This is a genomic window from Mycolicibacterium pyrenivorans, from assembly GCF_025821625.1.
GTDB lineage: Bacteria > Actinomycetota > Actinomycetes > Mycobacteriales > Mycobacteriaceae > Mycobacterium > Mycobacterium pyrenivorans.
This window is the reverse complement of sequence record NZ_JACKSH010000024.1, coordinates 15,657-42,205: the sequence shown is the minus strand read 5'-3', so window position 1 is coordinate 42,205 and position 26,549 is coordinate 15,657. Positions and strand designations below refer to the sequence as shown.

Sequence of the window (26,549 nt, the reverse complement as noted above, 5' to 3'; positions counted from 1 at the left end):
TCCTCACGGGCTCGTCCCTCGCCCGATCGTCGTCAGCCGTGTCTGATGGGCTGACTCCTCACGGGCTCGTCCCTCGCCCGATCGTCGTCAGCCGTGCCCCACCCGGAGCAGTTCCGCGACGCTCGTCAGCTTCACCCGCGGTCGGCCCGCTCCTTCACCCGCCGAGCGTTCGTGTTCGTCGATCAGCTTCCAGTGGTCGTCGGTGACCACCTTGGGCTGCCGCTCCACCAGCCATTCCGCCAGCCGGTCCGCATGGTCGGCGCCGAAATCGGCGAGTTCGGCGCCGCTCAGGTCCGCGAGCAGCGTGTCGACCGTCTCCTGGGAGTCCTTCTTGTTCGTGCCGATCACCCCGCTGGGGCCACGCTTGATCCAGCCCGCCACGTACTCGTTGCGGCTATCTGCCACCCGGCCGTCGACGTGCGGGATGGTGCCGGCGCGCTCGTCGAACGGCAGACCCGGGGTCGGCAGACCGCGGTAGCCGACTGCTCGGACCACGAGTTGCGCCGGGACTTCCTCCCGCTCGCCGGTGTCCTTGGCCGAGACCCTGCCAGCGGCGTCGCTGACCAGTTCGTTGCGGCCGAGCACGATCGACGCCACCCTCTTCGGCGTGCCCTCGCCGGCTTTGATCTCGATCGGTGATGTGCGGAAGCGGAACACGATGCGCCGTTTCGCGTCGGTGGGCGTGCGTTCGGCGTACTTGCGCAACACCTTGATGTTGTTGCGCACGGTCTTGCCCGCCGCCTCGAGGTCCTCGTCAGTGATGTCGGCGAAGTCGGCGGGGTCCACGACGATGTCAACATCGCCGAGCGCTTCGAGCTCGCCGAGCTCACGCAGTTCCAGCGTGGTGAACGGCGCCTGCAGCGGCCCCCGCCTGCCGACGATCACGACCTCCTCCACGCCGCGGGTGTGCAGCGACTCGAGCGCGTGGTCGGCGATGTCGGTGGCTGCCAGCACATCGGGGTCGCTGACGAGGATGCGTGCGACGTCGAGCGCGACGTTGCCGTTGCCGATCACGATTGCGCGTCCGGCCGTCAGGTCGGGTGCCATCTCCCCGAAGTGGGGGTGCGCGTTGTACCAGCCGACGAAGTCCACCGCGGCCACGCTGCCCGGGAGGTCCTCGCCGGGGATTCCCAGCGACCGGTCCGATTGCGCGCCGATCGCATAGACGACGGCGTCGTAGCGCTCGGCAAGCTCCGCCGGGTGTACGTCATCGCCGACCACGATGTTGCCGAAGAAGCGGAACCGCGGATCCAGCGCCGTCTTCTCGAACTGGGCGCTGATCGACTTGATCTTCGGATGGTCGGGCGCCACGCCCGAGCGCACCAACCCGAACGGGGTCGGAAGCATCTCCAGCATGTCGACGCGGACGTCGCGATCACCGGAGTCGGCGAACTTCAGCAAGGAAGCGGCGGCAAAGTACCCCGAGGGTCCTGAGCCGACGATGGCCACGTGATACGGCCGCATTGCGGGCATGTAGGGCTGCCTTCTGTCGCTGCCCGGTCGCGCGCAAGGGGCTGTCGCGAGGCGGCCGGACGAGGTTGCAACCCGATGCTAGATCGCGTCGAACGCCTGGCACGGCATTCTGCGGGGGTCGCGGGGAAACAATTGCGAATTCGCAGGAGGACGGGAAGAGCAGACGGCGGCGAAGGGAGCGATGGTCGGCAAGGTGAGTACCCTGAAGTCCCGTGGATCCTGACCGTCAATCCGATATCGCCACCCTCGACGCCACGCTCACCACCGTGGAGCGTGTTCTCGACGTCGAGGCGCTTCGCGGTCGGATCGAGAAGCTCGAGCAGGACGCCTCCGACCCGAACCTCTGGGACGACCAGTCGCGCGCCCAGAAAGTCACCAGCGAGCTGTCGCACGCCCAGGGTGAGTTGCGCCGCGTCGAGGAGCTGCGCGGGCGCCTCGACGATCTGCCCGTCCTCTACGAGCTCGCCGCGGAGGAGGGCGGCCCGGACGAACTCGCCGAGGCCGACGCCGAACTCAAACAGCTGCGCGAGGACATCGCGGCCATGGAGGTCCGCACCCTGCTCTCCGGCGAGTACGACGAGCGGGAAGCGCTGGTCAACATCCGGTCCGGAGCGGGGGGAGTGGACGCCGCCGACTGGGCCGAGATGTTGATGCGGATGTACATCCGCTGGGCCGAGCAACACAAGTATCCGGTCGAGGTGTTCGACACCTCCTACGCCGAAGAGGCGGGCATCAAGAGCGCCACCTTCGCGGTGCACGCACCGTTCGCGTACGGCACGCTGTCGGTTGAGCAGGGCACCCACCGGCTGGTGCGGATCAGCCCGTTCGACAACCAGGGTCGCCGTCAGACATCGTTCGCCGAAGTCGAGGTGCTGCCCGTCACCGAAACCACCGACCACATCGACATTCCCGAGGGCGACGTCCGTGTGGACGTCTACCGGTCCAGCGGGCCCGGCGGTCAGTCGGTCAACACGACCGACTCGGCGGTTCGACTCACCCACATCCCGACCGGTATCGTCGTCACTTGCCAGAACGAGAAGTCGCAGTTGCAGAACAAAGTTTCGGCGATGCGCGTGCTTCAGGCAAAGTTATTGGAACGCAAGCGCTTAGAAGAGCGAGCCGAGATGGACGCCCTCAAGGGTGACGGCGGTAGCTCCTGGGGAAACCAGATGCGGTCCTACGTGTTGCATCCCTACCAGATGGTGAAGGATCTGCGCACCGAATACGAGGTCGGCAATCCAGCCGCCGTGCTGGACGGCGACATCGACGGCTTCCTGGAAGCCGGTATCCGGTGGCGCAACAGAAAAGATGACGACTAGTACCAGTACGTATCAAGCGATCGATTTCGCCGAGGGCTGGAACAGTTTCTGGCACGGCGACATAGGCGCGTGGCTGTTGACGCAGGGATTGCGGATCGCCCTGCTGGTCATCGGCGCGCTGCTGGCCGCCAGGTTCATCAGCTGGATCGCGCGGCGGGTGACACGCCGGATCGATGCCGAGTACCAGGAGAGCGACCAGCTGGTGCGCTCCGAGAGCGCCAAGCACCGCCAGGCGGTGGCGTCGGTGATCTCGTGGGTTTCGATCGCGATTCTGTTCGTCGTCGTCGCGGTCGAGATCACCGACGTGATCAACGTTCCGGTGGGCTCTCTGGTGGCACCCGCGGCGGTGCTCGGTGCGGCGCTCGGTTTCGGCGCCCAGAAGCTCGTCCAGGATCTGCTGGCCGGGTTCTTCATCATCACCGAACGCCAGTACGGTTTCGGCGACCTGGTGCAGGTGAACATGCTCGGCGCGCCCAACGAGGCCGAGGGCACCGTCGAGGAGGTCACGCTGCGGGTGACCAAACTGCGTACCAGCGAGGGCGAGGTGTGGACCGTCCCGAACGGCAACATCGTCCGCTCGCTGAACATGTCCAAGGACTGGGCGCGCGCCGTCGTCGACATCCCGGTGCCCACCACCGCCGACCTCAACCGCGTCAACGACCTGCTGCACGCGGTCGGCGAGAACGCGATGGAGGATGACGGGCTGCGTGCGTTGCTGCTCGACACCCCACAGCTGATGGGCGTGGAGAGCATCGAACTCGACATCGTCAACCTGCGGATGGTGGCCCGGACACTGCCGGGCAAGCAGTTCGAAGTCGGTCGCCGGCTCCGTATCCGCATCATCGCGGCGCTCAACCGCGCGGGCATCGCCACCAAGGACCACACCCCGACGGTGGACACCATCGCCGGCCAGGCCGAGCCGTCTCAGAGCCGGGCGGAGCAGAAGCAGTGAACATCCGTGAGCGGCTGCGCGGTTGGCGGCGAGAAGACCGGGGGTGGCCCCGCTACCTGCCGGGCGGGCGGATCCGCACGTCGACGGCGGGCCTCCTCGTCGCCTTCATCGCCCTGTTCTGGCTGTATCAGGTCTATGAGCCGCCGGTGCGTGCGCCGGAGGCGCCGGCATCCGCGGTGGTGCCGCCCGGCTTCGTGCCGGATCCGGACTACACCTGGGTACCCCGGACACAGGTGCAGGAGCCGAGGAGCACGCCCACCACCACAACAACGCCCACCACCACCGAGCCGACGACCACCACCACCGAGCCGACGACCACCAGTCCGACGACACCGACGTCGCCGGGCGACACGACGAGCCCTACCGGTCCGCCCGGTCCCACCACGACGGTGATCGACCCGGACGGGCCTGGTCCGCTGAGTCCGCAGACGTTCACCCAGGCGCCGCCGGTCATCGGTGAAAACCCCACACCGACGGTGCCGGTGCCGCCGACCACGCTGCCGCCGCAGTAGCGCGGGGGTAGCCCGATGTCGTCCCGCTACACTGGCGTGCCGTGATGATCACCCTGGACCATGTGTCAAAGCAGTACAAGTCGTCGGCACGTCCAGCGCTCGACAACGTCTCGGTCAAGATCGACAAGGGTGAGTTCGTCTTCCTCATCGGTCCGTCCGGGTCGGGTAAGTCCACGTTCATGCGGCTGCTACTCGCCGAGGAGCAGCCCACGTCAGGCGACATCCGGGTGTCGAAGTTCCATGTCAACAAGCTGTCCGGCCGCCACATCCCCGCTCTGCGACAGGTCATGGGCTGCGTCTTCCAGGACTTCCGGCTGTTGCAGCAGAAGACGGTGTTCGAGAACGTGGCCTTCGCGCTCGAGGTGATCGGCAAGCGCGGTGACGTGATCAACCGGGTGGTTCCCGATGTGCTGGAGATGGTGGGGTTGTCGGGCAAGGCCAACCGCCTGCCCGCCGAACTGTCGGGAGGTGAGCAGCAGCGCGTCGCGATCGCCCGCGCCTTCGTCAACCGTCCGCTGGTCCTGTTGGCCGACGAGCCGACGGGCAACCTCGACCCCGAGACCAGCAAGGACATCATGGACCTGCTCGAGCGGATCAACCGCACGGGCACGACGGTGCTGATGGCCACCCACGATCACCACATCGTCGACTCGATGCGCCAGCGTGTCGTCGAACTCGAACTCGGCCGGCTGATTCGCGACGAACAGCGCGGCGTCTACGGAATGGATCGCTAAGTGCGCTTCGGATTTCTCATCAACGAAGTCCTGACGGGGCTTCGCCGCAACGTGACCATGACGGTCGCGATGATCCTCACCACCGCGATCTCCATCGGTCTGTTCGGCGGCGGCCTGCTGGTGGTGCGCCTGGCCGACCAGTCGCGCGACATCTACCTCGACCGGGTGGAGAGCCAGGTCTTCCTCACCAACGACGTCTCGGCCAACGACCCGAACTGCGACGCCGACCCGTGCAAGGCGCTGCGGTCGCAGATCGAGGCGCGCGACGACGTGCGATCCGTGCGGTTCCTGAACCAGACCGAGGCCTACGACGACGCGATCCGCAAGTTCCCGCAATACAAGGACGTCGCGGGCAAGGACGCGTTCCCGGCGTCGTTCGTCGTCAAGCTCAACGACCCCGAACAACACACGGACTTCGACGAGGCCATGGTCGGCCAGCCCGGGGTGCTCAACGTGCTGAACCAGAAGGACCTGATCGACCGGCTGTTCGCGGTGCTCGACGGGTTGTCCAATGCCGCGTTCGCGGTGGCGCTGGTACAGGCGATCGGCGCGGTGTTGTTGATCGCCAACATGGTTCAAGTCGCCGCGTACACCCGACGGACCGAGATAGGGATCATGCGGCTGGTGGGCGCGAGCCGCTGGTACACCCAGTTGCCGTTCCTGGTCGAGGCGATGCTCGCGTCGCTGATCGGCGTCCTGATCTCCATCGCGGGTCTGATAGCGGTGCGGGCGCTGTTCCTGGAGAACGCCCTCGACCAGTTCTATCAAGCCAACCTGATCGCACGCATCGACTACGCCGACATCCTCTACATCGCTCCCATCCTGCTCTTCGTGGGTGTGGTGATGGCCGGTGTCACGTCGTATGTCACGTTGCGCCTGTACGTGCGCAGGTAGCTGTGGCGAAGAAGGCCAAGGCCACCAAGGACCGCAACAACCAGGTTGTGGCGACCAACCGCAGAGCGCGGCACAACTATTCGATTCTTGAGACCTTCGAGGCCGGCGTCGCGCTGATGGGCACCGAGGTCAAGAGCCTGCGGGACGGACAGGCATCGTTGGCCGATGCGTTCGCCACCATCGACGACGGCGAGATCTGGCTGCGCAACCTGCACATCCCCGAGTATCACCACGGCAGCTGGACCAACCACGCCCCGCGACGAAACCGCAAGCTGCTGCTGCACCGGCGCGAGATCGACAACCTGGTGGGCAAGGTCCGCGACGGCAACCTGACCCTGGTCCCGTTGTCGCTGTACTTCACCGGGGGCCGGGTCAAGGTGGAGTTGGCGCTGGCCCGCGGCAAGCAGGCCCACGACAAGCGGCAGGACCTGGCGCGTCGCGACGCCGAGCGTGAGGTCACCCGCGAGATGGGTCGCCGCGTCAAGGGCATGACCTCCTGACCGGCATTCTCACTGCGCTGATGGCGGCTTTGGGTTACGGCATCAGCGACTTCGTCGGTGGCATCGCGTCGCGCCGGATCGCTGCGCTGCGGGTGGTGCTCGTCTCCTACCCGGTGGCGCTGCTCCTTCTGATCGTCGTTGCGATGCCGTTCGGCGGCGAGCTCAGCACCGCTGCGGTCGTGTGGGGACTGCTGTCGGGCATCGCCCAGGCATTCGGTGTGTGGTGGTTCTACGCCGCGCTGGGGTCGGGACCGATCTCGGTCGTGTCGCCGCTGACGGCGATCCTGGTCGCCGGGATCCCGGTCGCGGCCGGATTGGCGCTGGGGGAGCGGCCCGGGCCGGTCGCGCTCGTCGGCGTGGTGCTCGCGCTCGCGGCGGTGGTGCTCGTGAGCCGGGAAGCGACCGATGAGCCGCTTGCGCGAAGAGAATCCAGCACCGACGAGGATGACGCCCGACCCCACAAGTTCACGGCGAGGGTGGCCTGGCTGACGGTCGGGTCCGGCGTCGCGTTCGGGATGAACTTCGTGCTCCTCGACCAGGTGCCGCACGAGGCCGAGTTGTGGCCCCTGGTGTTCGGACGGTTGGCGGCCGTGTCGATTGTGCTGTTGGCCGCGGCGGTCACCGCCAACCTCGTTCTCGAGCGGGGTGTGCCCCTGAGGCTGGCGGTGCTGGCCGGGGTGCTCGACACCGTCGCCAACGTCGCAACCTTGCTGGCGCTGCAATCGTCGATGTTGTCGCTGGCCGGTGTTCTGATCGCGCTTTATCCAGCGGCCACGGTGCTGCTGGCGATCGTGGTGCTTCGCGAGCGGGTGACGCGGTGGCAGGCGGCCGGCATCGTGCTGGCACTGGCATCTGTCGGAATGATCGCCGGCGGTTAGTTACCGTCTCCCTAACGTTACGGCCGGGCAGCGGCCGGTCGCGGGGGGAAGGAGGCTGGTGGCAGCCATCGGCAACCGACCGCGCCTGACGCTGTTCGTGCTCGTCACCGTGCTCGCGGTGATCAACGCGCTGGCTCTCTGGGGTCACCAGGCGGCCGTGCGCGGAGAAGCGATACTCCAGCTGAGCACCGGGATGGGAGCCGTGATCTGCGGCCTCGTCGTCGCCCGGCGGGTGCGCGGCGCGTCGCGTTGGTGGCGGCTGCTTTACGTGTCGGCGATGGTGTGCTGGCTGATCGGGCAGATGCTGTGGTGGGCGGGCAGCGGTCGGGCGGACGGTGGGGTCGCATCGGCTGCCGGGGTGGTTCTCTACCTCCTGTTGCCCGTGTTCGCGCTGCCCGCGGTGATCCTGCTGGTGCATGCCGGCGGTGGTGTCACCGGACGCCGGGCCGGCACGCTGCGGCATTCGCTGGTCACCAATGTGCTCGACGGGGTGGTCGCGGGCATATCGTTCCTGATCCTGGCGGCCATGGGTGGATTCGGCACCCGGTCGACCGCGTCGTTACCCCGGTCGGGCAACCCCGATGTCGAGATGGCGTTCGCCCTCGCAGAACTGCTGCTCGTGGCCGCGGCCGTGGTGATCGCGATGATCTACGACCCGCGCAGCCCGTCACGGGCGAACTATTTCTTCCTGGCCGGCGGTCTTGTGATCATGGCCGCGTCCGACCGCATCATCGCCTACTTCATTTCCGTGGGAGTGGATGGCGGTGAATTGTGGGGCGGCATCGGATTCGTCGTCGGTCCGTTGCTGATCGCCTATGCGATGCTCGAACCTCCGCCGCCGCAGGAGGACGCGGACGACGGCCACAGAGCCGGCATCGACTGGGCGCAGCTGGTTCTGCCGTATGTCGGGTTTCTCGGGATCGCCGTCATGTTCGCGTTCCACGTGTTGATCGGGCAGCCGTTGAACGCGTTCGTCGTCGCCGCCACCGTGCTCATGGTGCTGCTGATGACCGTCCGCCAGGTCGTGGCGATGCGGGCTCAGCACCTGTTGACCGAGCGGCTGTACCGGGCGCAGCGGCGACTCGGATACCAGGTGCACCATGACGCGCTGACCGGGTTGCCCAACCGGCTGCTGTTCGCCCAGCGCCTGGACCAGGCGGTACGTCGTGGCCACTTCGTGTTGATCTTCGTCGATCTCGACGACTTCAAGGAGGTGAATGACCGCTTCGGCCACGCGGCGGGCGACGAATTGCTCTGCGCAGTGGGGGAACGACTCAAGGGGTGTGTGGCCGACACCGACACCCTGGCCCGCATCGGCGGAGACGAGTTCGCGATCTTGATCAACGGTGACGTTGACCAGTTGGACGTCGTGGCGGACCGTCTTCGGGTGGCCCTGCGCGACCCGTTCGCGGTTCATGGCTCCTCGGTGCGGGTGCGGGCCAGCATAGGTCTGGTCACGCCAGAGTCCGACGGCACCCTGCAGACGTCGGACGACCTGCTCAGGCAGGCGGACATCTCGATGTATGCCGGAAAACGGCTCGGCAAGGACACCGCGGTGGTCTATCAACCGGCTTCCGGGGTGCAGATCGACTTCCCGACTGCGCTGCGCCTGGCCGATGGCCGCGCACCGGCCGGCTTCCGGCTCGTCTACCAGGTCGTGGTGCGGCTTCCGGAGGGGACACCGGTAGCGGTCGAGGCCCTGGCCCGATGGACCGCGCCGAACGGCATCGAGATCGCCCCGGAGACGTTCGTCGCAGTGGCAGAAGCCGCCGGCCTGGGTGCCGACCTCGATGCGCTGGTGCTAGAGCTTGCATGTCGCGAGGTGCGGGAGGCGGGTCTGGACGTCGACATCCACGTCAACGTCGGCGCGGCGCGGCTGGGAAACCCCGGTTTCGAGCGCGACGTCCGCGACGCGCTGGCGCGTCATCGAATCCCCACGGGCAGACTCGTCATGGAGATCACCGAGACGGTGCCCATCGTGGACCTCGCCGACCCCGCGGCCCAGATCAAACGGCTCAACGCGCTCGGGGTCAAGGTCGCGCTGGACGATTTCGGGGCCGGGTACAACTCGCTGACGTATCTGCACGGACTGCCCGTCCAGATCGTCAAGGTGGATCGCAGCCTGGTGGTGGGCGCGGACTCTGATCGCGATCTGGCGCTGTACCGCTCGGTGGTCGGACTGTGCGACGCATTGGGCCTCCAGGTGATCGCCGAGGGCGTCGAGTCCGCCGCGCAGGCGGAGACGGTGTACAACGCCGGCTGCCGGCTGGCACAGGGGCATCTCTTCGGATGTCCGGTGCCGATCTCGCAACTCGGCGCGGGTGTCGTGGCGCGCGGCGGTTAGCACGAATTCCACGCACGCGTCCCCCGGAAAGGAACTAGGTTCGGCCGGGTGAACAGCCCCTCTCGCCCAGTCACCACCCTCGCCAAGTCCGACGTGCTCGACGGCCTCTTCGCATCCTGGCAGAACATCGACGACCTCTTGCAGACCCTCTCCGCCGAGGAATGGACGACACCGACCTCGCTGCCCGGATGGACCGTGCACGACGTCGTCGCGCACGTGACCGGCACCGAGTCGATGCTGCAGGGCGTCGCCACGCCTGAGGCCGACATCGACGTCTCGACACTCGAGCATGTGCGCAACGACATCGGCGTGATGAACGAGCACTGGGTTCGAAAGCTGCGCGAGGTCGACCCCGCCGAACTGCACCAGAAGTTCCGCAGCGTGACCGCCGAGCGCCGCAAGGCGTTGTCCGGCATGCCCGACGAGCAGTGGAACTCCGTGACCGCGACGCCCGCGGGGCCGGACACGTACGGGCGGTTCATGAGGGTGCGGGTCTTCGACTGCTGGATGCACGAACTCGACATCCGTGACGCTGTCGCGCGGCCCGCAGGCAACGAGGAACTCGTCTGCCCGGCCTCGGCACAGGCGTTCGACGAGATGGCTGCGAGCATGGGCTTCGTCGTCGGCAAGCGGGGCGGCGCGCCCGACGGCTCCCGGGTCAGCATCGAGTTGACCGGACCGCTGCACCGGATCATCAACGTGTCGGTGGAGGGCCGGGGCCGCGTCGTGCAGGATTTCGGCTCGCAGCAGCCGACGTCGACGATCACGCTGGACGGCGTGCTGTTCACCCGGATCGCCGGCGGTCGCACGACGCCGGCCGCCCACGAGGACGCGATCAGCTACGGCGGGGACGAGGCCGTCGGGCGCCGGATCGCCGAGCACCTCAACTACGTGATCTGAGCGCCTACGCACGCCTTGGTGGCGGGACGGACTATTTATTCGCCGGCCGGTGTTGAACATGGCTGTAGAATGAATATTCCTGCCGGAGGTCGGCAGGGGTGCGAGGGGCTGAACGGTTTCGACTTCGCGCATCGAATCAAGGGAAGCGTGCCGGTGCAGGCAATTGACCACCGTAAGCGTCGTTGCAACCAATTAAGCGCCGATTCCAATCAGCGCGACTTCGCCCTCGCTGCTTAAGCGACGGTGAGTCTGTCAGACCGGGAGCGCCCTCGGCCCGGACCCTGGCATCAGCTAGAGGGACAAACCGATACATCCGGTCGCGGGAAGTATCGGGACATCAAACAGCGACTGGGATCGTCATCCTGACTTGTTCGCGTGATCAGGAGATCCGAGTAGAGACATAGCGAACTGCGCACGGAGAAGCCTCGAGGGAATGCCGTAGGACCCGGGTTCGATTCCCGGCAGCTCCACCGATAGGGAATGGGCCAGGACGAAAGTCCTGGCCCATTTCGCTGTCTACTGATCCATCACGGTGGCCGTTTCACCGGGAAACTCACCTGCCTGGACTTATGCTGTTCGGGTCCCGCCCCGAGGCGAGGGCTCGACCGCGACGTCTTTCGAGGAATCCACATTCCAGAGCGATCAACCGCGAGGTCGAGTGGCCATCTATCGCGTTGGAAGCTCGGCGCACAAAGGGGAGTAGGGGCGTTGCTGACCAAGATGATGAGCACGTGACGGATAGCGTGACCCAGGGACGAGGGCGCCTCCTCGGGAAGTCCGCTGTCATCACCGGGGCGGCGTTTGGCATCGGTCGGGCGACCGCCCTGGTCTTCGCACGCGAGGGCGCGAGGCTGGTCGTGACCGACATTCAGCGCGAGCCGCTGCTGGCGCTGGCCGACGAACTGCGGCAGGCCGGGGCGGACGTCGAGGCCGTTGTCGGCGACGTCTCGATCGAGTCTGACGCGCGGCAGATGATCGCGGCGGCGACCGAGGGCTTCGGTCGGCTCGACGTGCTCGTCGCCAACGCCGGCACCATCCCCCTCGGCGACGTGCTGGAGATGACCGCCGGCGAGTGGGACGAGGTCATGGCTATCGATGGACGTGGCATGTTCCTCACGTGCAAGTTCGCGATCGAGGCGATGCTGCCGACCGGTGGTGGCGCCATCGTCTGCCTCTCCTCGATCTCCGGACTGGCCGGGCAGAAGCGGCAGGCGGCCTACGGACCCGCCAAGTTCATCGCTACCGGTCTGACCAAGCACCTGGCGGTCGAGTGGGCAGACCGGGGGATCAGAGTCAACGCCGTTGCGCCGGGAACGATTCGAACCGAGCGGGTCATGCGGCTCCCGGAGGAGCCGGGCGGCTCGGAGTATCTGGCGGCGATCGAAAGCATGCACCCGATGGGCCGTATCGGCGAACCGGCCGAAGTCGCCAGCGCCATCGTCTTCCTCGCGTCCGACGACGCCTCCTTCATCACCGGCGCCGTGCTGCCGGTCGACGGGGGATACCTCGCGCAATAGCGACGGCCCATGAGATCGAGCGGGGGTTCGCGAAGAACCACTGCTCGGTCTGTGAGGCGGCGCTGCTCAGCGAAGCGATCATCAGTACGGCCCTACGCAACCGCCTGCAGCGTCACTTCGGAGATTGCTGTTCGGCTCTGGCCATCGGTGGTGCCCAACGTGCTGATCCACACCAGCACATTCGATGTCTTGGTCCGGTCACGGACTTCGATGCGGTTGCGTCCCGGCTGTAGTGGCGTCGTCGGGGTCAGCTCCGTGGTGTTGGCCAACTCGGCCGGGTTTTCGGTGGGCGACGAGCGGATCTGCACCTCGGTTCCCGTGCTGGACAAGTCGATGATGACCGCGCTCAGCGCTGTCGGTTCGGACAGATGCAACATCAGTCCCTCTCCCTCGATGAAATTCGGGAACGGGACGGGGTCCTTGTAAGTGACGGTGGGCCACGACGTCTCGGGGTTGCCGTCGATTGCCAAGTCGGCTTTCTGCGGATTGTCCGGGACGCCGCTGGGTGAAAACACAGTTGCGCTCACTGGCTTGACGATTGTCCCCGGGCCGGTCCACAGCCCGAATCCGTCGGTGAACCACACAACCACAGCCGCCGCCAACACGATCACGCCGACCAGCGCGGCCAGTGCCGCCGCCCGGCCGCTTCCGCGGCTCGTCGACGATTCCCGCGACGCCTTCGCGCGGGACGGTGACGACTGTCGCGTCCTGGGCGCATCGCCTGGGAAGATGCCGATCTCGTCGGCGTCGAGGGTGTGGCCGTCCCAGACACCGCTGACCTCGACCTCGTCACCGTCGGAAAGTTGACCTGCTACGAGCTGAGTTTGTATCTCGACCAGAACAGGAACACGCAGGTTGTCGGTCCGGTCATTCGGCATCAAATGGAACGACACGGTTCCTAGCTGGTCCCGGGCACCGACCGCGCTTTGCCTGACGCCGTGTGCTGTCCCCTGAAGGACCAAACGCTCGAGGCGCTGCGTGGCCGGACGGCCATCCGAACCCCGCGTCTGTGAACCGAACTGCGGATGCGGTTGCGCGGCATCGCGGCGCGGACCGCGCTGCGTGAGGGCATGGGCAAAGTCGAGGCAACTGGGGTACCGCTCGTTGGGATCTTTGGCCAGTGCCCTCGCAAGGACGTCGTCGAGGTGCGCGAGATCGGGTCGCCGATTCGATATCCGCGGGGGCGGGGTACCCAGATGGTGACTGATGACCACAGCGCGATTGGCGTCCTCAAAGGGTGGTGCCCCGGTCAGCAAGTGAAAAGCCGTGGCAGCCAACGCATATTGATCCGCTCGGCCGTCGAGCGACTGGCCGCGGAGTTGCTCGGGGGCCATGTAGCTCACAGTTCCCACCGCGACGTTGTCGTCGGTGAGGTTGCTGACGTCGTCGATCCGACGAGCGATACCGAAGTCGGTCAACAGGATCCTCCGGCGGCGCCCATCCGATGCGGCGACGAGGATGTTCTCGGGCTTGACGTCACGATGGAGCAGACGGTGTTCGTGGGCGAAGTCGAGCGCGTCAGCCACCGCGGTGACGATTTCCGAGACATCTTGTTCCGGCATTCCGCTGGGATACGACTCCTTGACCAATCGACCGGCGTCAATGCCGTCCACGTAGTCCATCGAGATCCACAGCCGGCCGTCGTACTCGCCTCGGTCCAGAACACCGACGATATGGGGGTGTCTGAGCGTCGCGGCCGATTCGGCTTCTCGAATGAACCTAGCGCGAAACTCCGTGTCCGCCGTCGAGGTGGGGGACAAGATCTTGAGCGCGTCTTGACGAGGCAACCGAGGATGCTGGGCGAGGTAGACCTCACCCATCCCTCCGGTGCCGAGTAACCGCTGGATCAGGTATCCGGCGAATTCCTCGCCGTTGTTCAGCGGCATGCTCGGAAGCCTACAAACCGGCATGCGTACGCCGCAGTTCAGTAGGCCGATAGCCGTGTAGCCGTCGTCGACATCTCTCGTGTATGCCCAGGTCGTTTCGTGCGCCTTCGCGTCTTCGCGTCCTCAGGCCCGGTATTGCCGCTGGTCCGCATGATCTTGTTGCGGGATTCGATTCACGGTAGCTCCGGCGTTCTCGTGCCCGTCGGGACGGCCTCTCCGAGAGGTTCCGTCGACGGCCACGGGCGAATTGACTCACCGGCCGCCGTGTGGTCGGCTCAGGCGACCTACCGTCGAAGGGAATGTTGATGGGCGACGCCGACGCCGCTGCAATTCGTGCCGAGCGCGGCGACTGGATGAGCGAGCATCTCGCGATGTACCTCGAGTCGGGTGGAACACGGGGTCACATCCTCGACCTGAGTTCTGTCGGTGGTCGCGAAATGACCACCCACTGCCTGATCAGGTACCAGGGCCGTAAGTCGGAGAAGACCTATGTCAAGCCGCTCATCTACGGCAACGTCGGCGGTGAGATCGTCGTCGTCGCTTCGAAGGGTGGTGCCGACACGCACCCGGAGTGGTATCTGAACATCTCGGCCAGCAAGACCGTTGGTGTGCAGATCGCCACCCAGGCCTTCGAGGCCACCTGGCGCGAACCGGAAGGCACTGAACGGCACGATATTTGGGAGTACATGTGCCACCTGTATCCGCCCTACATCGCCTATCAACGGTCGACGAGCCGGCACATCCCGCTCGTGGTGCTGAAGATCGCACGGCCCATCGACGTGTTCACCTCCGCAGCTGACTGAGCCCATACCCAGCCCTCCTCGGGGATGTCGATGCGCCCACTCCGCTGCCCCGAGTGCGGGTGCGATCCGAAGTGGTTGTAGAGCAACAACATCGAGTCATATCGCCGCGCGCTCTCGCGGCGGTCGCGTCACGCGGGTCCACGTCGGTGAACCAAGCTTCTATTCCGCTGCTGCCGCGTATCATTTGACCGGACTGAACCAGGGGTCAGCCGGTCGGAGAAGCAGATGAAGGATGTTCTGATCGGCGTCGTTGTCTTCGCGGTCATATTCGGCGGCGCAGTGCTGGGGATGTTTCTCGGGAAGGTCCTTCCCGATCCGCATATGAGCACCGAATCGCGCGACGCCATCAGGACCATCATGGCCATGCTCGGGACGCTGTCGGCAGTTGTGCTCGGTCTGCTCACCGGGTCCTCCATCAGCTCGCTCGCCGAGAAGGAGAGTGAATTGCGTGGTGCGGGAGTGCAATTCATCATGCTCGATCGGACCTTGGCCGAATACGGGCCGGAGACCGCGAAAACCCGAGCACTGCTCAAGGATCTGCTTGCAGGGAGAATAAACCAGATCTGGCCGGAGGAAGGCGGTGCGGTTTCGCTCACGGCGCTCAGTAGCGGGGCCGGCATCAATCTGGTTCAGCGGGATCTCTTTGCCCTGTCGCCGCAGACAGAGCAACAGCGGTGGCTCCGGTCCAAAGCGCTGGAGAACACCAACACGATTGCGGAGTCGAGGTGGACGACGATCGAACAGGTCGGCAGCCGATTCCCCTGGGCGTTCTTCGTTGTCGTCGTGTCTTGGCTGGCGGTCATCTTCGCCAGTTTCGGGCTCTTCGCACCTCGCAATGCCAGCGTGATCGCGGCCTTGCTCGTCGCCGCGCTTGCTCTCGCCGGCCCGATCTTCATGATGCTCGAACAGATCAGCCTTATGGCGGGCTGGTCAAGATCCCCAGCACTTCGCTGCGCGTCGCCCTTGATCAACTGGGTCGGGCGTGACCGCCCACCCGAGCATGCCGTTGCTTGCCTGGCGGACAGGAAATCCTTCCCTTCAGTCAGTAGATCCTGGCTTTCCGGCGATTACCCCGCCGTTTGCTGAGCCGCACTATTGCAGAACGGGTGAACAAGCTGGCCAATGAGCGAATACTCAGCAGGCACATGCACGACATCCGCGTGAAAGGCCGAACAGTCAATCCATCAACAACGTGCCTCGTCCGGGCTGTGCACAGCGCAAACTCCTGAGCGCAGCCCCTCGGGGCAGCGATCAAACCACAGGAGAAATCATGTTGAGCACCTCTCAGCGCCGGAACGGCTTCCAAGGCCGGACCATCGCCGCCGTTCTGCTGGCTGCGTTTGCCGGCGTCATCGGCATGGTCAGCGCACCCGCACCGGCGCACGCCGCCGACGCCTACATCGCGCTGGCCATCGGATTCATCAACGAGAATCCGCCGGTCACGATGGCCGGAGGCTCGGCGATCAGCGCGACCCAAGACCAGGCCGGCATCGGGGCGCTGACGAACTGCCAGAACAACGGCGGCAGCCACTGCGTCACCCAGGTCATCGCCAAGAACGAGTGCGCAGCCGCCGCCTCGAACGACTACGGCGAAATGAAGGGCGCATCGGACCCGTCGCTGTCCGTCGCCGAATCCAAGGCCAGGAGCATGCTGCAGAACCAGCAGGGCGCAAAGGTCATCGTGTCGGGTTGCGCGAGTGGGTCCACCCCGCCGCCACCGCCGACCCAGCCGCCGGCGCCGAAGCAGGGGCCGACGGTGTCGTTCCAGACGATCGTGGGTGGATTGTTGGCGCGCATCACCGACCGCAGCGGCGTGACGTCGCAGTGCACCTACGCGACGGACAACTTCAGCCGCGGCTTCGGGCTGCCGGCCAACTCCACGTACGACCTGAAGATCGTGCCGGCCATTCCGCAGTTCCGGAACTGGACCGTCACCATCACGTGCGACAACGGAACGAGCACGACGGCGACCACGTACTTCTGATCCCGCGGTGCTGTCACCCGAACCGCCCGTACCGCCACGCGACGGTGCGGGCGGCTAGGGGTGGTCACGTCATCGGGATCTGTCGAGCGCCCACTGCCCGAAATCGGCGGCAAGGACCTCGTCGACGTCTACGTGCGTGCCACCCATCGCGACGCCCGGCTCGGACGCGGTCACGACCACTGACTGATAGAGCACCGCCCTGGGGTCGCGCTGACCGCCGGACCACGCCTTCGTCTGCCATGCCCACCAATGCCCCGGCGTGGTGGAACGCCCGATCACGCCGTCCGCGATGGCCCACGCACACGCTCGGGCATGACCATAGACACCCGTGCGATGCACGCCCAAGACCGAGTTGACTCCTCGAAGCCACTGGACCGCAACGCTTTTCCAGGTGTCGAAGTCGATGTCCTCGTCGATGCTGAAGAAGATCGGCGCCGAAGCCGGGCCCCCCGCCGCAGCGTGCAGTCGCAGTGCTGTTTGGGCGTCCGCCGCGCCGCCGTCGTACCCGCGGGTGTAGTCCGACGGCGTGGGCCACCCCGGTTTGCCGTACTGGTAACAGCTGACGACGTGGAGGCCGGCCGCGCGCAGCGCATCAGCGTAGCCGCGGGTGACGGGCTTGAAATCGAAGTCTGCGCCCGGCCGTAACTCGGACACATAGACGAGCGCCCCGTCGAAGCCCGCAGATCTGATCTGGTCCGGAGGGACCTGCCGATGGGTGAAATCGATCAACCTGATGTTCGCCGCTGTTGCCTCCTGGGTGGCGAGTGCCGCAAGCACCGATCCGAGCGCCAGCACAGCCGGCGCGGACAGGCCATAGGTGAGAGCTTTGCGACGGGAGAGGTACCGATGTCCGCCATGACCAGACGGCGCAGGCGAATGCTGCACGCCGCGATGGTAGCAACGCCCGGGCCGGGTCCGGCCGTGCTCGCTCACGATTCGTTACCAAGAAGCGCAGTTCATCGTTATCAGGAAACACCGCCCGAAGTACCGACGGCCTCGGCGGCGGTGTTGCACCATTTTCGCAGTGTCGCGCTACCGGGGATATCGCGCCACGTACACATGTTGTTCTCTGCTCGAAGGGGGAGCTGTCCATGCGCCGATCGACGGCCACGCTCGCAGCTGCAGCAGCCATCTGCGTCCTCACCGCCGGGTGTGCCAGTACAGGCAACGCCGAGTCGATGACACCCACCCGGACACTGATCCCGCGTCCCCTTGTCGAGCGAGAGCTGGCGAGCTTGTTGCTGACCCCCGAGGAGATCAACGCCGCGATGGGCACGACCGGAATGGCGGTCACCGGCAGCCAGTCCGTGATGAGCGACAACAACGCCACCATGTCGCCGCCGGAGTGCCTTGCCGTCGACGGCGCGGCCGAGGCTCTCGTCTACGCCGACAGCGGCTTCCGGGCCGAGCGCGATGAGAGCCTCAACAACGGCGATGACTTCACGCATTACCTCAAGCAGGCCGTCGTGTTGTTCCCCACCGTGGAGATGGCGGCCGCGTTCTTCGACGCCTCGGCTCAGCAGTGGCCGGCCTGCCGCGAGTACACCCACACGCAGAGCGGAACGCAGTGGTTCCCAGGACAGATCTCGAACGGCGACGGCACACTGAGCACCATCGCGACCCAGAAGGACGCCGCGGCCCCCGGCTGGGCGTGTGGACGCGCGCTTCAGCTGAAGAACAACATCATCGTCGACATCAACACGTGCAGTGCCAATCCCGCCGATTCAGCGTCGAAGGTCGCCGGGCTGATCGCCGACGACATCGGGTCGCGGTGGTAGGCACTGTGCGGCGCGCGACGTCCGGCTGAGGAACCGGGCGGTCAGCGCGGGGCTTTCTTGGCCTCCTGCTCGGCGGCGTGATCCTCGATCGCCTTGCCGATCGCATGCGCGGCGCGGTCCACGAACTCGGTCCCGCTTGCGGTCACCCAGTCGCACGAGGCGGTCGGTGGCGCCAGTTGACCGGTGAAGTGCGGCATCACATACTGCGCGAAGAGCTCATAGCTGTGCAGTTTCGCGACGGGCGGGGCCCAGTCGTGGTCGAAGAGCAGGAATGCGCCGAACCCGCCGTTGCTTGCCTCGACGAGCTCGGAGATCTTGGCGACCGCGTCCTCGGGTGTGCCGATGACGGCGAAGCCGGATTCCCGGTTGTTGGCGATGATCTCCGCGGCCGTCTCGCCCTGCACCGGACCCGCGGGCAGGATGTGGCTGAAATACCTTGAGAACTCTGCGATTCCGTACTCGACCTCGCGCTCGGCCTGCTCGCGGGTGTCGGCGAGGTGCATCGGGCCGACCAGCCGCCACTTCGAGCGGTCGGCGACATGACCGTGCTCGAGGGCGACCTCCTCCCACGTCGTCCAGTGCTGGGCCAGCAGGTCCATACCCTGTTTCGCGGTCGCTGCGATCGACAGCATGCCGATGCCGTGCCTGCCCGCGCCGCGCGGCCCGGTGGGGGAGAAGGACGCCGCGACCGCGACGTCGAAGCAGGGGTCGCTGTACGGCTTCAGCTGTAGGCGCGCGTCCTGGAGGGTGAACCCGTCGGTGTGCATCGTGACGGTCTCACCGCGGAGAAGCCGCATGATCGCGTCGAGGCTCTGCTCCATGCGTGGCCGTTGCTCGTCGGCAGGGATTCCCAGCATGTGCGCGTCCGACGTGAGCTGACCGGGCCCGCAGCCGAGCATGGCACGGCCGCGGGTGAGGTGGTCGAGCAGAACCATGCGGTCGGCGAGCATCAACGGGTGGTGGTACGGCAGGGAGCTGACACCGGTCCCGAGCTTGATGTGCTTGGTGCGCTCCGCGGCGACGGCGATGACGACCTCGGGCGACGCGATGATCTCGAACCCCGCGGAGTGGTGCTCGCCGATCCACGCCTCGGCGAAGCCGAGGCGGTCCATCGCCACGATCAACTCGAGGTCCCGCTCGATGGCGAGTGTCGGGTTCTGCCCGACCGGGTGGAAGGGAGCCATGAAGTTTCCGAAGCGCATCCGCCCATTGTGTCCTTGCGTCTCTGCCGTGGGCGCCGTTTCGTCTGTTGTGCACGTCGACGGCCTTTCCTCCGGGTTCCTCTACCTTGGAGGGCGCCGGCCGTGCCTGTGCCGGGAGTCGGTGATCTAGGGTTCGCTTGCCGAGTCCGCCGGTTTCCGGATGCGACGAGTTGGCAATACCGCCAGGATCGCGTTGCGGGCGCTGCGCGTGCGGTGCTGGATATGAGAAGGAGGGTCATGTCGGAGCTGGAGGACTTCGGGGACGAACAGGCTCCGGAGCCGGTCGAGCCGACCTACGCCGAGCACCTCCACCCCGCCCGCCCTCGCACCTTGCGGTTCCGGCCACGCGTCAAGGCGCCGTTCACCCGACGTTCCATCACCCAGGACGGGCCTGCCAACGGAACCAACCCCGCCTACGTGGAGTGGCTGCGGGCCCAGTCGATGCTGGCCGACGCCAACGAGATCAGCCAGCAGTTCTCCGGTCAGGGTTCGATGTGGCAGAACCCGTTTGCCACGCCCAATCCGCGCGGCGCCGTCGATACCGCGTCGGTCTGGTTCACGGCCTATCCGCTGTCGTTGATCACCCGGCCGGACGAATCGTTCCTCAAGGCCATGGCCAACGAGTTGATGTGGCAGGCCTTCGCCGAGATCGGCATCGAAGCGATCCACACCGGTCCGGTGAAGCGGGCCGGCGGCATCTCGGGCTGGCAGTACACGCCGAGCGTCGACGGCCACTTCGATCGGATCAGCACACAGATCGATCCGGCGTTCGGAACCGAAGACGAGTTCCGTCAAATGTGCGCCACCGCAACGTGGTACGGCGGGACCATCATCGACGACATCGTGCCCGGCCACACCGGCAAAGGGTCTGATTTCCGCCTTGCCGAGATGAAATACGCTGACTACCCAGGCATTTACCACATGGTCGAGATCGACCCGCGCGACTGGCACGAGCTGCCCGAGGTCCCTGCCGGTGCGGACTCGGTGAACATCGACGCCGTCACCGAGGAATGGCTGGACAAGGCGGGTTACATCATCGGCCGCCTGCAGCGGGTCATCTTCTACGCCGAGGGCGTCAAGGTGACGAACTGGAGCGTCACGCGGCCGGTCACCGGCGTCGACGGTGTCGCGCGACGGTGGGTCTACCTGCATTACTTCAAAGATGGTCAGCCGTCGATCAACTGGCTGGATCCCTCGTTCGCCGGGATGCGGATGGTCATCGGGGATGCTCTGCACTCGTTGGCCGACCTGGGCACCGGGGCGCTACGTCTGGATGCCAACGGGTTCCTCGGCGTCGAGAAGGCCGCCTCCGAGGGGAGCACCGCGTGGTCGGAGGGCCATCCGCTGTCCGAGGCGGCCAACCACCTCATCGCGAGCATGGTGCGCAAGGTCGGCGGATTCACGTTCCAGGAACTGAACCTGACGATCGACGACATCCGCCAGATCGGTGAGGCGGGAGCGGATCTGTCCTATGACTTCGTCAACCGACCGGCCTACCAACATGCGCTCGCCACCGCCGACACCGAGTTTCTCCGGCTGACGCTGCGCACCACGCTGGAACTGGGGGTCGATCCTGCGTCGCTGGTGCACGCCCTGCAGAACCACGACGAACTGACCTACGAGCTGCTCCACTGGGAGAACGGCCACCGCGACGACATCTACACCTACAAAGCGGCCGACCTCACGGGCGAACAGATCGCCGCATCGGTACGCAGCGACCTGATCCAGCAGTTGACCGGCGTGGCGGCGCCCTACAACCAGGTCTTCACCACCAACGGCATCGCCTGCACGACGGCATCGGTCGTCGCCGCGGCACTGGGTATCGGCGACCTCGACGAGATCGAGGACATCGACCTCATCCGCCGCGCGCACCTGCTGCTGGCGATGTTCAACGCCCTGCAGCCGGGGGTGTTCGCGCTGTCCGGCTGGGATCTGTGCGGAATGCTGACCCTGCCGATCAGTGCGGTGTCCGAACTCGTCGCAGGCGGGGACACCCGGTGGATCAATCGGGCCGCACACGACCTGATGGGCATCAACCCCCAGGCCAAGCAGTCGGCGGCCGGAATGCCGCGTGGCCGAAGCCTTTACGGTTCTATTCCGGAGCAGCTCGCCGACGAGACGAGTTTCGTGCGGCAACTACAGGCGATCCTCAAGGTGAGATCGCACTACGGCATCGCCACCAGCCGGCAGCTGGACATCCCGGAAGTGTCCCACCGCGGCATGCTGGTCCTCGTTCACGAGCTGGAGGGGGAGGGCCGCCTTCAGCTGACGGTCCTGAACTTCGCCAACGAGCCGAGCGCGGGAACCGTGCGTTCCGAACACCTCCCGCCGGGTGCGCGGGTCTCGGACATGTTCACCGGTACCGAACTGGCAACCGTGGACGACCTGCACAGCTTCGGGGTCGAGTTGGCGCCGCTGCACGGCATGTCCCTGTTGGTGGAGAGCCACGTCGAGGATCTGGACACTCCCGGCGTTTCGTCCTGAGGGGCGAACACCGTTCCCGTTGTCCTAGTTCAGGAACCTGTGGACATAGGGGGAGAACCGCTCCCGGAGGTCCTGTTCGTCGACACCGAACATCTCGCCGGACGTCTGGACCCTGCCGAACCGGTTGCGTTTGTGCTCGGCGATGTAGCGGTCGATCGCGGTGCGATCGTCATCGGTCATCGTCTCGCCGGCCAACTCGTAAACCTGTTCGGCGACGCCGACCTGGTCGGCCATGTAGTCGTCGAACCGGACGTCCATCGACCGCTCAGCGCCGATGACGTCACGATCGCGGATCAACTCCGACAGCATCAGGTCCAGCCGGTTCACCCAGGATGCCGATCTCGCGCACCGGCGGAGAAGCGCTGTACATGCGCGACGAATACGCCACCATGGCCAGCATCGACAAGGTCACGGGGACGGGGTCGCGGTGGGTGCAGACGACGACGAGCCCGGGAAAGACGCGATCGAGCACCGGCAGTTGTTCGAGGTGCTGCGGGGACTTCAGCAGCCAGCGCCTGCCGCCCCTGAGGAACTGCATCGCCTTGAGTTGTGTTGCCAGGTACTCGTAGTGGGGCGTCTGGTCGTGCCCCAGGTAGTAGTCGCGCCAACTCGGGACGTGCGCCAGCGTCTCCATCAGCATGGTCGAGAAGTCGTTGGCGAGGAGCTGAATCTCTTCGTGCACATGATCGGTCGTCATCTCGTGCATGCTGCGGAAGTGCGGCATCAGCAGGTCCATCATCGAGACCGCCAGGTCCATCCGCGCCCGCCTCGGATCCGGTTCCATCCCGGCTTCGGACGGTAGCGGGAACGGCTCGACGCTCTCCCAGTACTGCATGGTGCGGAAAGTCGGGCCTGCCGCCAGCAGGTTGTGCAGATGGGTGGTTCCGGTGCGGGGCAATCCGGCGATGACCACCGGTGGGACCAGTTCGACATCATGGATCTCGGGGTGACGGGTGAGCAGGTCGGTGAGGAGCAGGCGGTTCTTCAGCCACTGGGAGATCTGGCTGAAGAAGTTCACCACCCCGGGTGCGTGCATGTCGTCGATGTCGTTGAGCGCCGCGAGGTAGCGGTCGAGGCGCTCGCGGTAGTCGTCCGGGCCGAAGTCGTCGAGTCCCGTCGCCTCCCGCGCCGCGCGGTGCAGCACCTCGGAGTCGAGCGGGCAGTCGGCGGCCAGCGGCGCCATCATGTCTCGAACCTGTTGCGCCTCAGCGCTATAACGCGGAGCAGCCAGGTCGTCGAGCACGATGAGATCACCCGTGGATTCGGTCACGGCGAGTTATGTTACTCTGAGTCACGTAATGAGAACAGAGCTGGGACGCCCCAGGAACCGGCAGATCGACGACGCTGTGCTGAGCGCGACCGTCGAGTTGCTCGGTGAGGTCCCGTACGCCGAACTGACGGTGGACACGATCGCCCGGCGCGCCGGAACCAGCAAGCCCGCCATCTACCGTCGCTGGCCGGGCAAGGCACACCTGGTTCACGAGGCGGTGTTCCCGATCGACGAGTCGACCGAGATCCCAGCCACCGGTTCGCTTCCCGCCGACGTCCGGGAAATGGTGCGGCGCGTCGCCGACGTCCTGACCGCGCCACCCGCGCGTGCCGCCCTTCCGGGACTGATCGGCGAGATGGCCGCCGACCCCACCCTGCACGCCGCACTGTTGACCCGGTTCGGCGACATCATCACCGGCGGTCTCGGAGACTTCCTGCGCCGCGCCGTCGAGCGCGGGGAGGTGCGCTCCGAGGTGTCCGCGGACGAGTTGGCCGAGGCCGTCGCCGGTATCACCCTCGTGTCGTTGCTCACCCGCGGAACAGCACTCGATGACGGCTGGATGGACCGGGCCGCCACCCTTATCGTGAGAGGAATCAGCGCATGACCGAATCCACCGCCGCATGGCGGGAACTGCTCGAGACCCTGGGCGGGTTGGATCGCAGCTTCCTCGAGGGGGACCGTGCCGTCACCGACGACCGCCACCTCGCCGACGGGTACCGGATGCTGGCCACCACGCTCGGGGTGGCCTTCGACACCTACCTGTTCCCCGAGCCGAGCAGGCCCCGGTTCGTCGAACTGAACACCCCGTTCCGCCGGGACCGGCGGTGGGGCGGCGACAACACCGACGCGTGGTACCACATGTGCCCGGTGGACGATCGGCGGCGCTACCGGATCAGCGGCAATCGTGGTGACAGCGTCTACTTCTCGGTCACCGCCTACAACGAACCCGCTCCAGGGACCTGGTCCGACCGGGTGGTCAAGATCGTCAACGACAGCGACCTGGAGACCTCGGGCGCCATCGACACCACCGGCGATTTCGCGTTCGAGATCGGCCCGCTGCCGGGCATGGCGGTGCTGGTGACCCGTGACTACCAGGTCGATCCGCTCACCGGACGGCCGGTCAGCTGGAAGATCGAGGCGCTCGAGGATCCCGACCCGATCCGGCACGGAGACGCCGAGACGGCGGCGGCGTTGCGGGCCTGTGCGGCGTGGTTGCGGACGATGTTCGCGATCGTGCCGCTGGCGGTCGGGGCGAGGGTGGACGAGACCCACGCGCTCGGTCACCAGACCGCCCAGCTCGCAAACGAATTCGGCGAGCCGTACCAGGTGCAGGACAGCAACTTCGGCTGGTCGGCCCGCGATGCGTGCTACTCGTACGGCAGCTTCGTCCTCGAGGACGACGAAGCCCTGGTGGTCACCCATCGCCCACCGGTATCCCGATTCTGGAACATGGTGGTGTGGAACCAGTTCATGGGCGGTCACATCGTGACCGACGCCCGGGTGTCGGTCAACGCGCGCACCGCGATTCCCAACAGCGACGGGTCGGTGACCATCGTCATCTCCAAGGGCATGACCGATCACCCGAATTCGGTGTCCACCGTGGACTATCCGCGCGGCAATCTGGCGTTCCGCTGGTTCCACGCCGAGGAGGTGCCCGCCCGGCCGCAGGCCGAACTGGTGACGTTGTCGGAGGCGCCGACCTCGGTTTCGTGACGGGCGGGGTAGCCCCTCAGCGCTCGAGGTGGCCGCCCAGCAGCGAGAAGAACCCGTGTGACGGGTCGTCGGCACCTGTGCTGCCCTTCGGGGTGTCCCTGGTGATGGGGTGGCTCAGGTCCACGGTGGACGGATCGTTCACGTGTGCCCAGTCGGTGACGATCCTGCGTTCTGTGAAACCCCATGCACCGGAACGCTTCTCGTACTTGCCGAGGAAATCGTCGGCCGACCTTTTCGAGAAGCCGCCGTGGTCATCCGCGGCGTCCTGATGGTAAAGGCTGCGCAGATGCGCGATGTCGCCGCGATCGACGGCGCGGCAGTAGCTGTTCACGAGCTTGCGCAGTTCGAACTCGTCGAGCATTTCCCGCAACCGGGAGTCCATCGTCATGCCTTCTCCCGGAGCCGCACCATCCGCGTCGTCGAACTCTCATCGAGCTCCACGACGTCGGAGCGCGATCGCAGGAAGTCGCTGAAAGACTTGAAACCGAGCGACTTTTCGCTGAACGAGGGATCCATGCGTTTCATCTGCGCCTTCACCGCGGAATTGTGCAGCCAGTCGGCATCGTCTTTTTCCAGGCCGATCCGCAGCGCGCGGGTCAGCAGCCCGGTCGCCGCGGCCTGGGGATCGGGTGTCTCCGGCTCCTCTGTCTCGGGCTCCTCGGGTGTCTCGCGCTGCTGCACGGCCTTCGCCCGTCCCGAGCGCTTCTTCGGCGGCGGCTTCTCGGCACTGTCGTCGGCAGCCGGGGTCGGCTCGAACACCGGGATGCCGGGCAGCGCGTCGTAGGTGACGAACTCGTCGCACGCCGCCGCCAACATGCGGCTCGACGATCCGGCCACGCCGATGCCCACCACATACCGGCCCAGGCGCTTGCACCGCTGGGCGAGCGCGATGTAGTCGGAATCACCGGCGACGATCACCACGTGCGTCAGGTCGGGTAACCGGAACATGTCCTCGACCGCATCCACGGCCAGCCGGATGTCTGCCCCGTTCTTGCCGTACGCCGCCGCCGGGAACAACTGCACCAGATCCACGGCGCGTCCCACCAGTTGGCCGCGGTAGCCGGCATTGATCTCGGCCGACCAGTCGGCGTAGGCACGCGTCAGCACCAGCGTGCCGAAGGAGGACGCGAAGTCGATGATCGCGCCGACATCGACGGTGGCGCGGGCCAGTCGGCCCGGATCCTCGTCGAGGCCCTTGGCCTTGTCGCGCTGGAAGGAGTTGCGCCCGTTCACCTGGTCGTATCGCGAGATCACGATGTTGTCGAAGTCGAGGTACACCGCAACGCGGGTCGCGCCGGAATCCGTCATGGGCCCAGTCTGGTCGATGCGCGGTCCGGTCGGAGTGGTTAGCGTCGCTCGGTGAGGATTCACTCAAGTCGCCCCGCGCCATCGGTGAGCGGCGCAAC

Annotated in this window: 23 protein-coding genes, 1 other RNA gene and 1 pseudogene; 18 read left to right on the top strand and 7 right to left on the bottom strand. The window is 66.2% G+C overall.

Annotated elements, in window-relative coordinates:
• Positions 1-87: 87 nt before the first annotated feature.
• Entirely contained in the window at positions 88-1,473 is a 1,386-nt protein-coding gene (locus H7I57_RS03275) for an FAD-dependent oxidoreductase (protein WP_275080836.1), read from the bottom strand.
• A 212-nt stretch (positions 1,474-1,685) separates the two neighbouring features.
• Between H7I57_RS03275 and prfB the strand changes: the two genes are divergently transcribed.
• The 11 genes from prfB (at position 1,686) to H7I57_RS03220 (ending at position 12,023) form a co-directional block, all read left to right on the top strand.
• The gene (gene prfB, locus H7I57_RS03270; RefSeq protein ID WP_264021857.1) at positions 1,686-2,792 is read left to right on the top strand and encodes a peptide chain release factor 2; all 1,107 of its coding nucleotides are present in this window, start codon (positions 1,686-1,688) and stop codon (positions 2,790-2,792) included.
• Entirely contained in the window at positions 2,782-3,744 is a 963-nt protein-coding gene (locus H7I57_RS03265) for a mechanosensitive ion channel family protein (protein WP_264021856.1), read from the top strand. The genes prfB and H7I57_RS03265 overlap by 11 nt, the downstream gene beginning before the upstream one ends.
• Positions 3,741-4,256 carry an Rv3103c family proline-rich protein gene (locus H7I57_RS03260; RefSeq protein WP_264021855.1) on the top strand — a complete coding sequence of 172 codons (516 nt, stop codon included), beginning with the start codon at positions 3,741-3,743 and terminating at the stop codon, positions 4,254-4,256. The genes H7I57_RS03265 and H7I57_RS03260 overlap by 4 nt, the downstream gene beginning before the upstream one ends.
• A 44-nt stretch (positions 4,257-4,300) precedes the next feature.
• On the top strand, positions 4,301-4,990 hold the full coding sequence (ftsE, locus tag H7I57_RS03255; RefSeq protein WP_264021922.1) for a cell division ATP-binding protein FtsE: 690 nt from the start codon (positions 4,301-4,303) through the stop codon (positions 4,988-4,990).
• The gene (ftsX, locus tag H7I57_RS03250; RefSeq protein ID WP_264021854.1) at positions 4,991-5,884 is read left to right on the top strand and encodes a permease-like cell division protein FtsX; all 894 of its coding nucleotides are present in this window, start codon (positions 4,991-4,993) and stop codon (positions 5,882-5,884) included. It begins immediately after the preceding gene.
• A 2-nt stretch (positions 5,885-5,886) separates the two neighbouring features.
• Positions 5,887-6,384 carry an SsrA-binding protein SmpB gene (gene smpB, locus H7I57_RS03245; protein ID WP_264021853.1) on the top strand — a complete coding sequence of 166 codons (498 nt, stop codon included), beginning with the start codon at positions 5,887-5,889 and terminating at the stop codon, positions 6,382-6,384.
• A complete protein-coding gene (locus H7I57_RS03240) occupies positions 6,381-7,262 on the top strand; it encodes an EamA family transporter (RefSeq protein WP_264021920.1) in 882 nt (293 codons plus the stop codon). The genes smpB and H7I57_RS03240 overlap by 4 nt, the downstream gene beginning before the upstream one ends.
• Positions 7,263-7,320: 58 nt before the next feature.
• Complete coding sequence (locus H7I57_RS03235) at positions 7,321-9,606, top strand: putative bifunctional diguanylate cyclase/phosphodiesterase (RefSeq protein WP_264021852.1); 2,286 nt, start codon at positions 7,321-7,323, stop codon at positions 9,604-9,606.
• Positions 9,607-9,654: 48 nt separating this feature from the next.
• Positions 9,655-10,506: a maleylpyruvate isomerase family mycothiol-dependent enzyme gene (locus tag H7I57_RS03230; protein WP_264021851.1), complete on the top strand. Its 852-nt coding sequence runs from the start codon at positions 9,655-9,657 to the stop codon at positions 10,504-10,506.
• 104 nt (positions 10,507-10,610) lie between these two features.
• Positions 10,611-10,979: a transfer-messenger RNA gene (gene ssrA, locus H7I57_RS03225) on the top strand.
• 258 nt (positions 10,980-11,237) lie between these two features.
• Positions 11,238-12,023 carry an SDR family NAD(P)-dependent oxidoreductase gene (locus H7I57_RS03220; RefSeq protein WP_264021850.1) on the top strand — a complete coding sequence of 262 codons (786 nt, stop codon included), beginning with the start codon at positions 11,238-11,240 and terminating at the stop codon, positions 12,021-12,023.
• A gap of 92 nt (positions 12,024-12,115) precedes the next feature.
• Here the strand turns inward: H7I57_RS03220 and H7I57_RS03215 are convergent, their stop codons facing one another.
• Complete coding sequence (locus tag H7I57_RS03215) at positions 12,116-13,909, bottom strand: serine/threonine-protein kinase (RefSeq protein WP_264021849.1); 1,794 nt, start codon at positions 13,907-13,909, stop codon at positions 12,116-12,118.
• A 305-nt stretch (positions 13,910-14,214) separates the two neighbouring features.
• Here H7I57_RS03215 and H7I57_RS03210 point away from each other — a divergent pair, with 305 nt between their 5' ends.
• From H7I57_RS03210 to H7I57_RS03200, 3 genes are all read left to right on the top strand, one after another.
• On the top strand, positions 14,215-14,712 hold the full coding sequence (locus H7I57_RS03210; RefSeq protein WP_264021848.1) for a nitroreductase/quinone reductase family protein: 498 nt from the start codon (positions 14,215-14,217) through the stop codon (positions 14,710-14,712).
• Between the two features lie 225 nt (positions 14,713-14,937).
• A complete protein-coding gene (locus tag H7I57_RS03205) occupies positions 14,938-15,798 on the top strand; it encodes a bestrophin-like domain (RefSeq protein WP_264021847.1) in 861 nt (286 codons plus the stop codon).
• Positions 15,799-15,982: 184 nt separating this feature from the next.
• Complete coding sequence (locus tag H7I57_RS03200) at positions 15,983-16,696, top strand: DUF4189 domain-containing protein (protein WP_264021846.1); 714 nt, start codon at positions 15,983-15,985, stop codon at positions 16,694-16,696.
• Between the two features lie 69 nt (positions 16,697-16,765).
• On the opposite strand, the gene H7I57_RS03195 is transcribed toward H7I57_RS03200, so the two are convergent.
• Positions 16,766-17,581, bottom strand: a complete 816-nt coding sequence (locus H7I57_RS03195; protein ID WP_372510113.1) for a DUF1906 domain-containing protein — start codon at positions 17,579-17,581, stop codon at positions 16,766-16,768.
• A gap of 206 nt (positions 17,582-17,787) precedes the next feature.
• Between H7I57_RS03195 and H7I57_RS03190 the strand changes: the two genes are divergently transcribed.
• The gene (locus H7I57_RS03190; protein ID WP_264021845.1) at positions 17,788-18,474 is read left to right on the top strand and encodes a sensor domain-containing protein; all 687 of its coding nucleotides are present in this window, start codon (positions 17,788-17,790) and stop codon (positions 18,472-18,474) included.
• 41 nt (positions 18,475-18,515) lie between these two features.
• On the opposite strand, the gene H7I57_RS03185 is transcribed toward H7I57_RS03190, so the two are convergent.
• The gene (locus H7I57_RS03185) at positions 18,516-19,676 is read right to left on the bottom strand and encodes an LLM class flavin-dependent oxidoreductase (protein ID WP_264021844.1); all 1,161 of its coding nucleotides are present in this window, start codon (positions 19,674-19,676) and stop codon (positions 18,516-18,518) included.
• Between the two features lie 237 nt (positions 19,677-19,913).
• On the opposite strand from H7I57_RS03185, the gene treS reads away from it, so the two are divergent.
• On the top strand, positions 19,914-22,160 hold the full coding sequence (gene treS / locus H7I57_RS03180; RefSeq protein ID WP_264021843.1) for a maltose alpha-D-glucosyltransferase: 2,247 nt from the start codon (positions 19,914-19,916) through the stop codon (positions 22,158-22,160).
• A gap of 24 nt (positions 22,161-22,184) precedes the next feature.
• Here treS and H7I57_RS03175 read toward each other — a convergent pair.
• A pseudogene (locus H7I57_RS03175) lies at positions 22,185-23,346 on the bottom strand (sulfotransferase family protein).
• A 112-nt stretch (positions 23,347-23,458) separates the two neighbouring features.
• Between H7I57_RS03175 and H7I57_RS03170 the strand changes: the two are divergent.
• Complete coding sequence (locus H7I57_RS03170) at positions 23,459-24,034, top strand: TetR/AcrR family transcriptional regulator (RefSeq protein ID WP_264021842.1); 576 nt, start codon at positions 23,459-23,461, stop codon at positions 24,032-24,034.
• Positions 24,031-25,143: a DUF1214 domain-containing protein gene (locus H7I57_RS03165; RefSeq protein ID WP_264021841.1), complete on the top strand. Its 1,113-nt coding sequence runs from the start codon at positions 24,031-24,033 to the stop codon at positions 25,141-25,143. The genes H7I57_RS03170 and H7I57_RS03165 overlap by 4 nt, the downstream gene beginning before the upstream one ends.
• Before the next feature lie 16 nt (positions 25,144-25,159).
• Here the strand turns inward: H7I57_RS03165 and H7I57_RS03160 are convergent, their stop codons facing one another.
• Positions 25,160-25,531 (bottom strand): nuclear transport factor 2 family protein, encoded by a 372-nt coding sequence (locus H7I57_RS03160; protein ID WP_264021840.1) that lies wholly within the window; start codon positions 25,529-25,531, stop codon positions 25,160-25,162.
• Positions 25,528-26,451 (bottom strand): NYN domain-containing protein, encoded by a 924-nt coding sequence (locus H7I57_RS03155; RefSeq protein WP_264021839.1) that lies wholly within the window; start codon positions 26,449-26,451, stop codon positions 25,528-25,530. Before H7I57_RS03155 ends, H7I57_RS03160 begins: the two co-directional genes overlap by 4 nt.
• Positions 26,452-26,549: the final 98 nt, after the last annotated feature.

Bases quoted from the DNA above. Each gene is read 5' to 3' on its own strand.
- treS (WP_264021843.1), top strand. From the start codon at position 19,914: ATGTCGGAGCTGGAGGACTTCGGGGACGAACAGGCTCCGGAGCCGGTC.
- H7I57_RS03165 (WP_264021841.1), top strand. From the start codon at position 24,031: ATGACCGAATCCACCGCCGCATGGCGGGAACTGCTCGAGACCCTGGGC.
- H7I57_RS03185 (WP_264021844.1), bottom strand. From the start codon at position 19,676: ATGCGCTTCGGAAACTTCATGGCTCCCTTCCACCCGGTCGGGCAGAAC.
- H7I57_RS03190 (WP_264021845.1), top strand. From the start codon at position 17,788: ATGCGCCGATCGACGGCCACGCTCGCAGCTGCAGCAGCCATCTGCGTC.
- H7I57_RS03215 (WP_264021849.1), bottom strand. From the start codon at position 13,909: ATGCCGCTGAACAACGGCGAGGAATTCGCCGGATACCTGATCCAGCGG.
- H7I57_RS03210 (WP_264021848.1), top strand. From the start codon at position 14,215: ATGGGCGACGCCGACGCCGCTGCAATTCGTGCCGAGCGCGGCGACTGG.
- ftsE (WP_264021922.1), top strand. From the start codon at position 4,301: ATGATCACCCTGGACCATGTGTCAAAGCAGTACAAGTCGTCGGCACGT.
- H7I57_RS03205 (WP_264021847.1), top strand. From the start codon at position 14,938: ATGAAGGATGTTCTGATCGGCGTCGTTGTCTTCGCGGTCATATTCGGC.
- H7I57_RS03265 (WP_264021856.1), top strand. From the start codon at position 2,782: ATGACGACTAGTACCAGTACGTATCAAGCGATCGATTTCGCCGAGGGC.
- H7I57_RS03160 (WP_264021840.1), bottom strand. From the start codon at position 25,531: ATGACGATGGACTCCCGGTTGCGGGAAATGCTCGACGAGTTCGAACTG.
- H7I57_RS03170 (WP_264021842.1), top strand. From the start codon at position 23,459: ATGAGAACAGAGCTGGGACGCCCCAGGAACCGGCAGATCGACGACGCT.
- H7I57_RS03275 (WP_275080836.1), bottom strand. From the start codon at position 1,473: ATGCCCGCAATGCGGCCGTATCACGTGGCCATCGTCGGCTCAGGACCC.
- H7I57_RS03200 (WP_264021846.1), top strand. From the start codon at position 15,983: ATGTTGAGCACCTCTCAGCGCCGGAACGGCTTCCAAGGCCGGACCATC.
- H7I57_RS03155 (WP_264021839.1), bottom strand. From the start codon at position 26,451: ATGACGGATTCCGGCGCGACCCGCGTTGCGGTGTACCTCGACTTCGAC.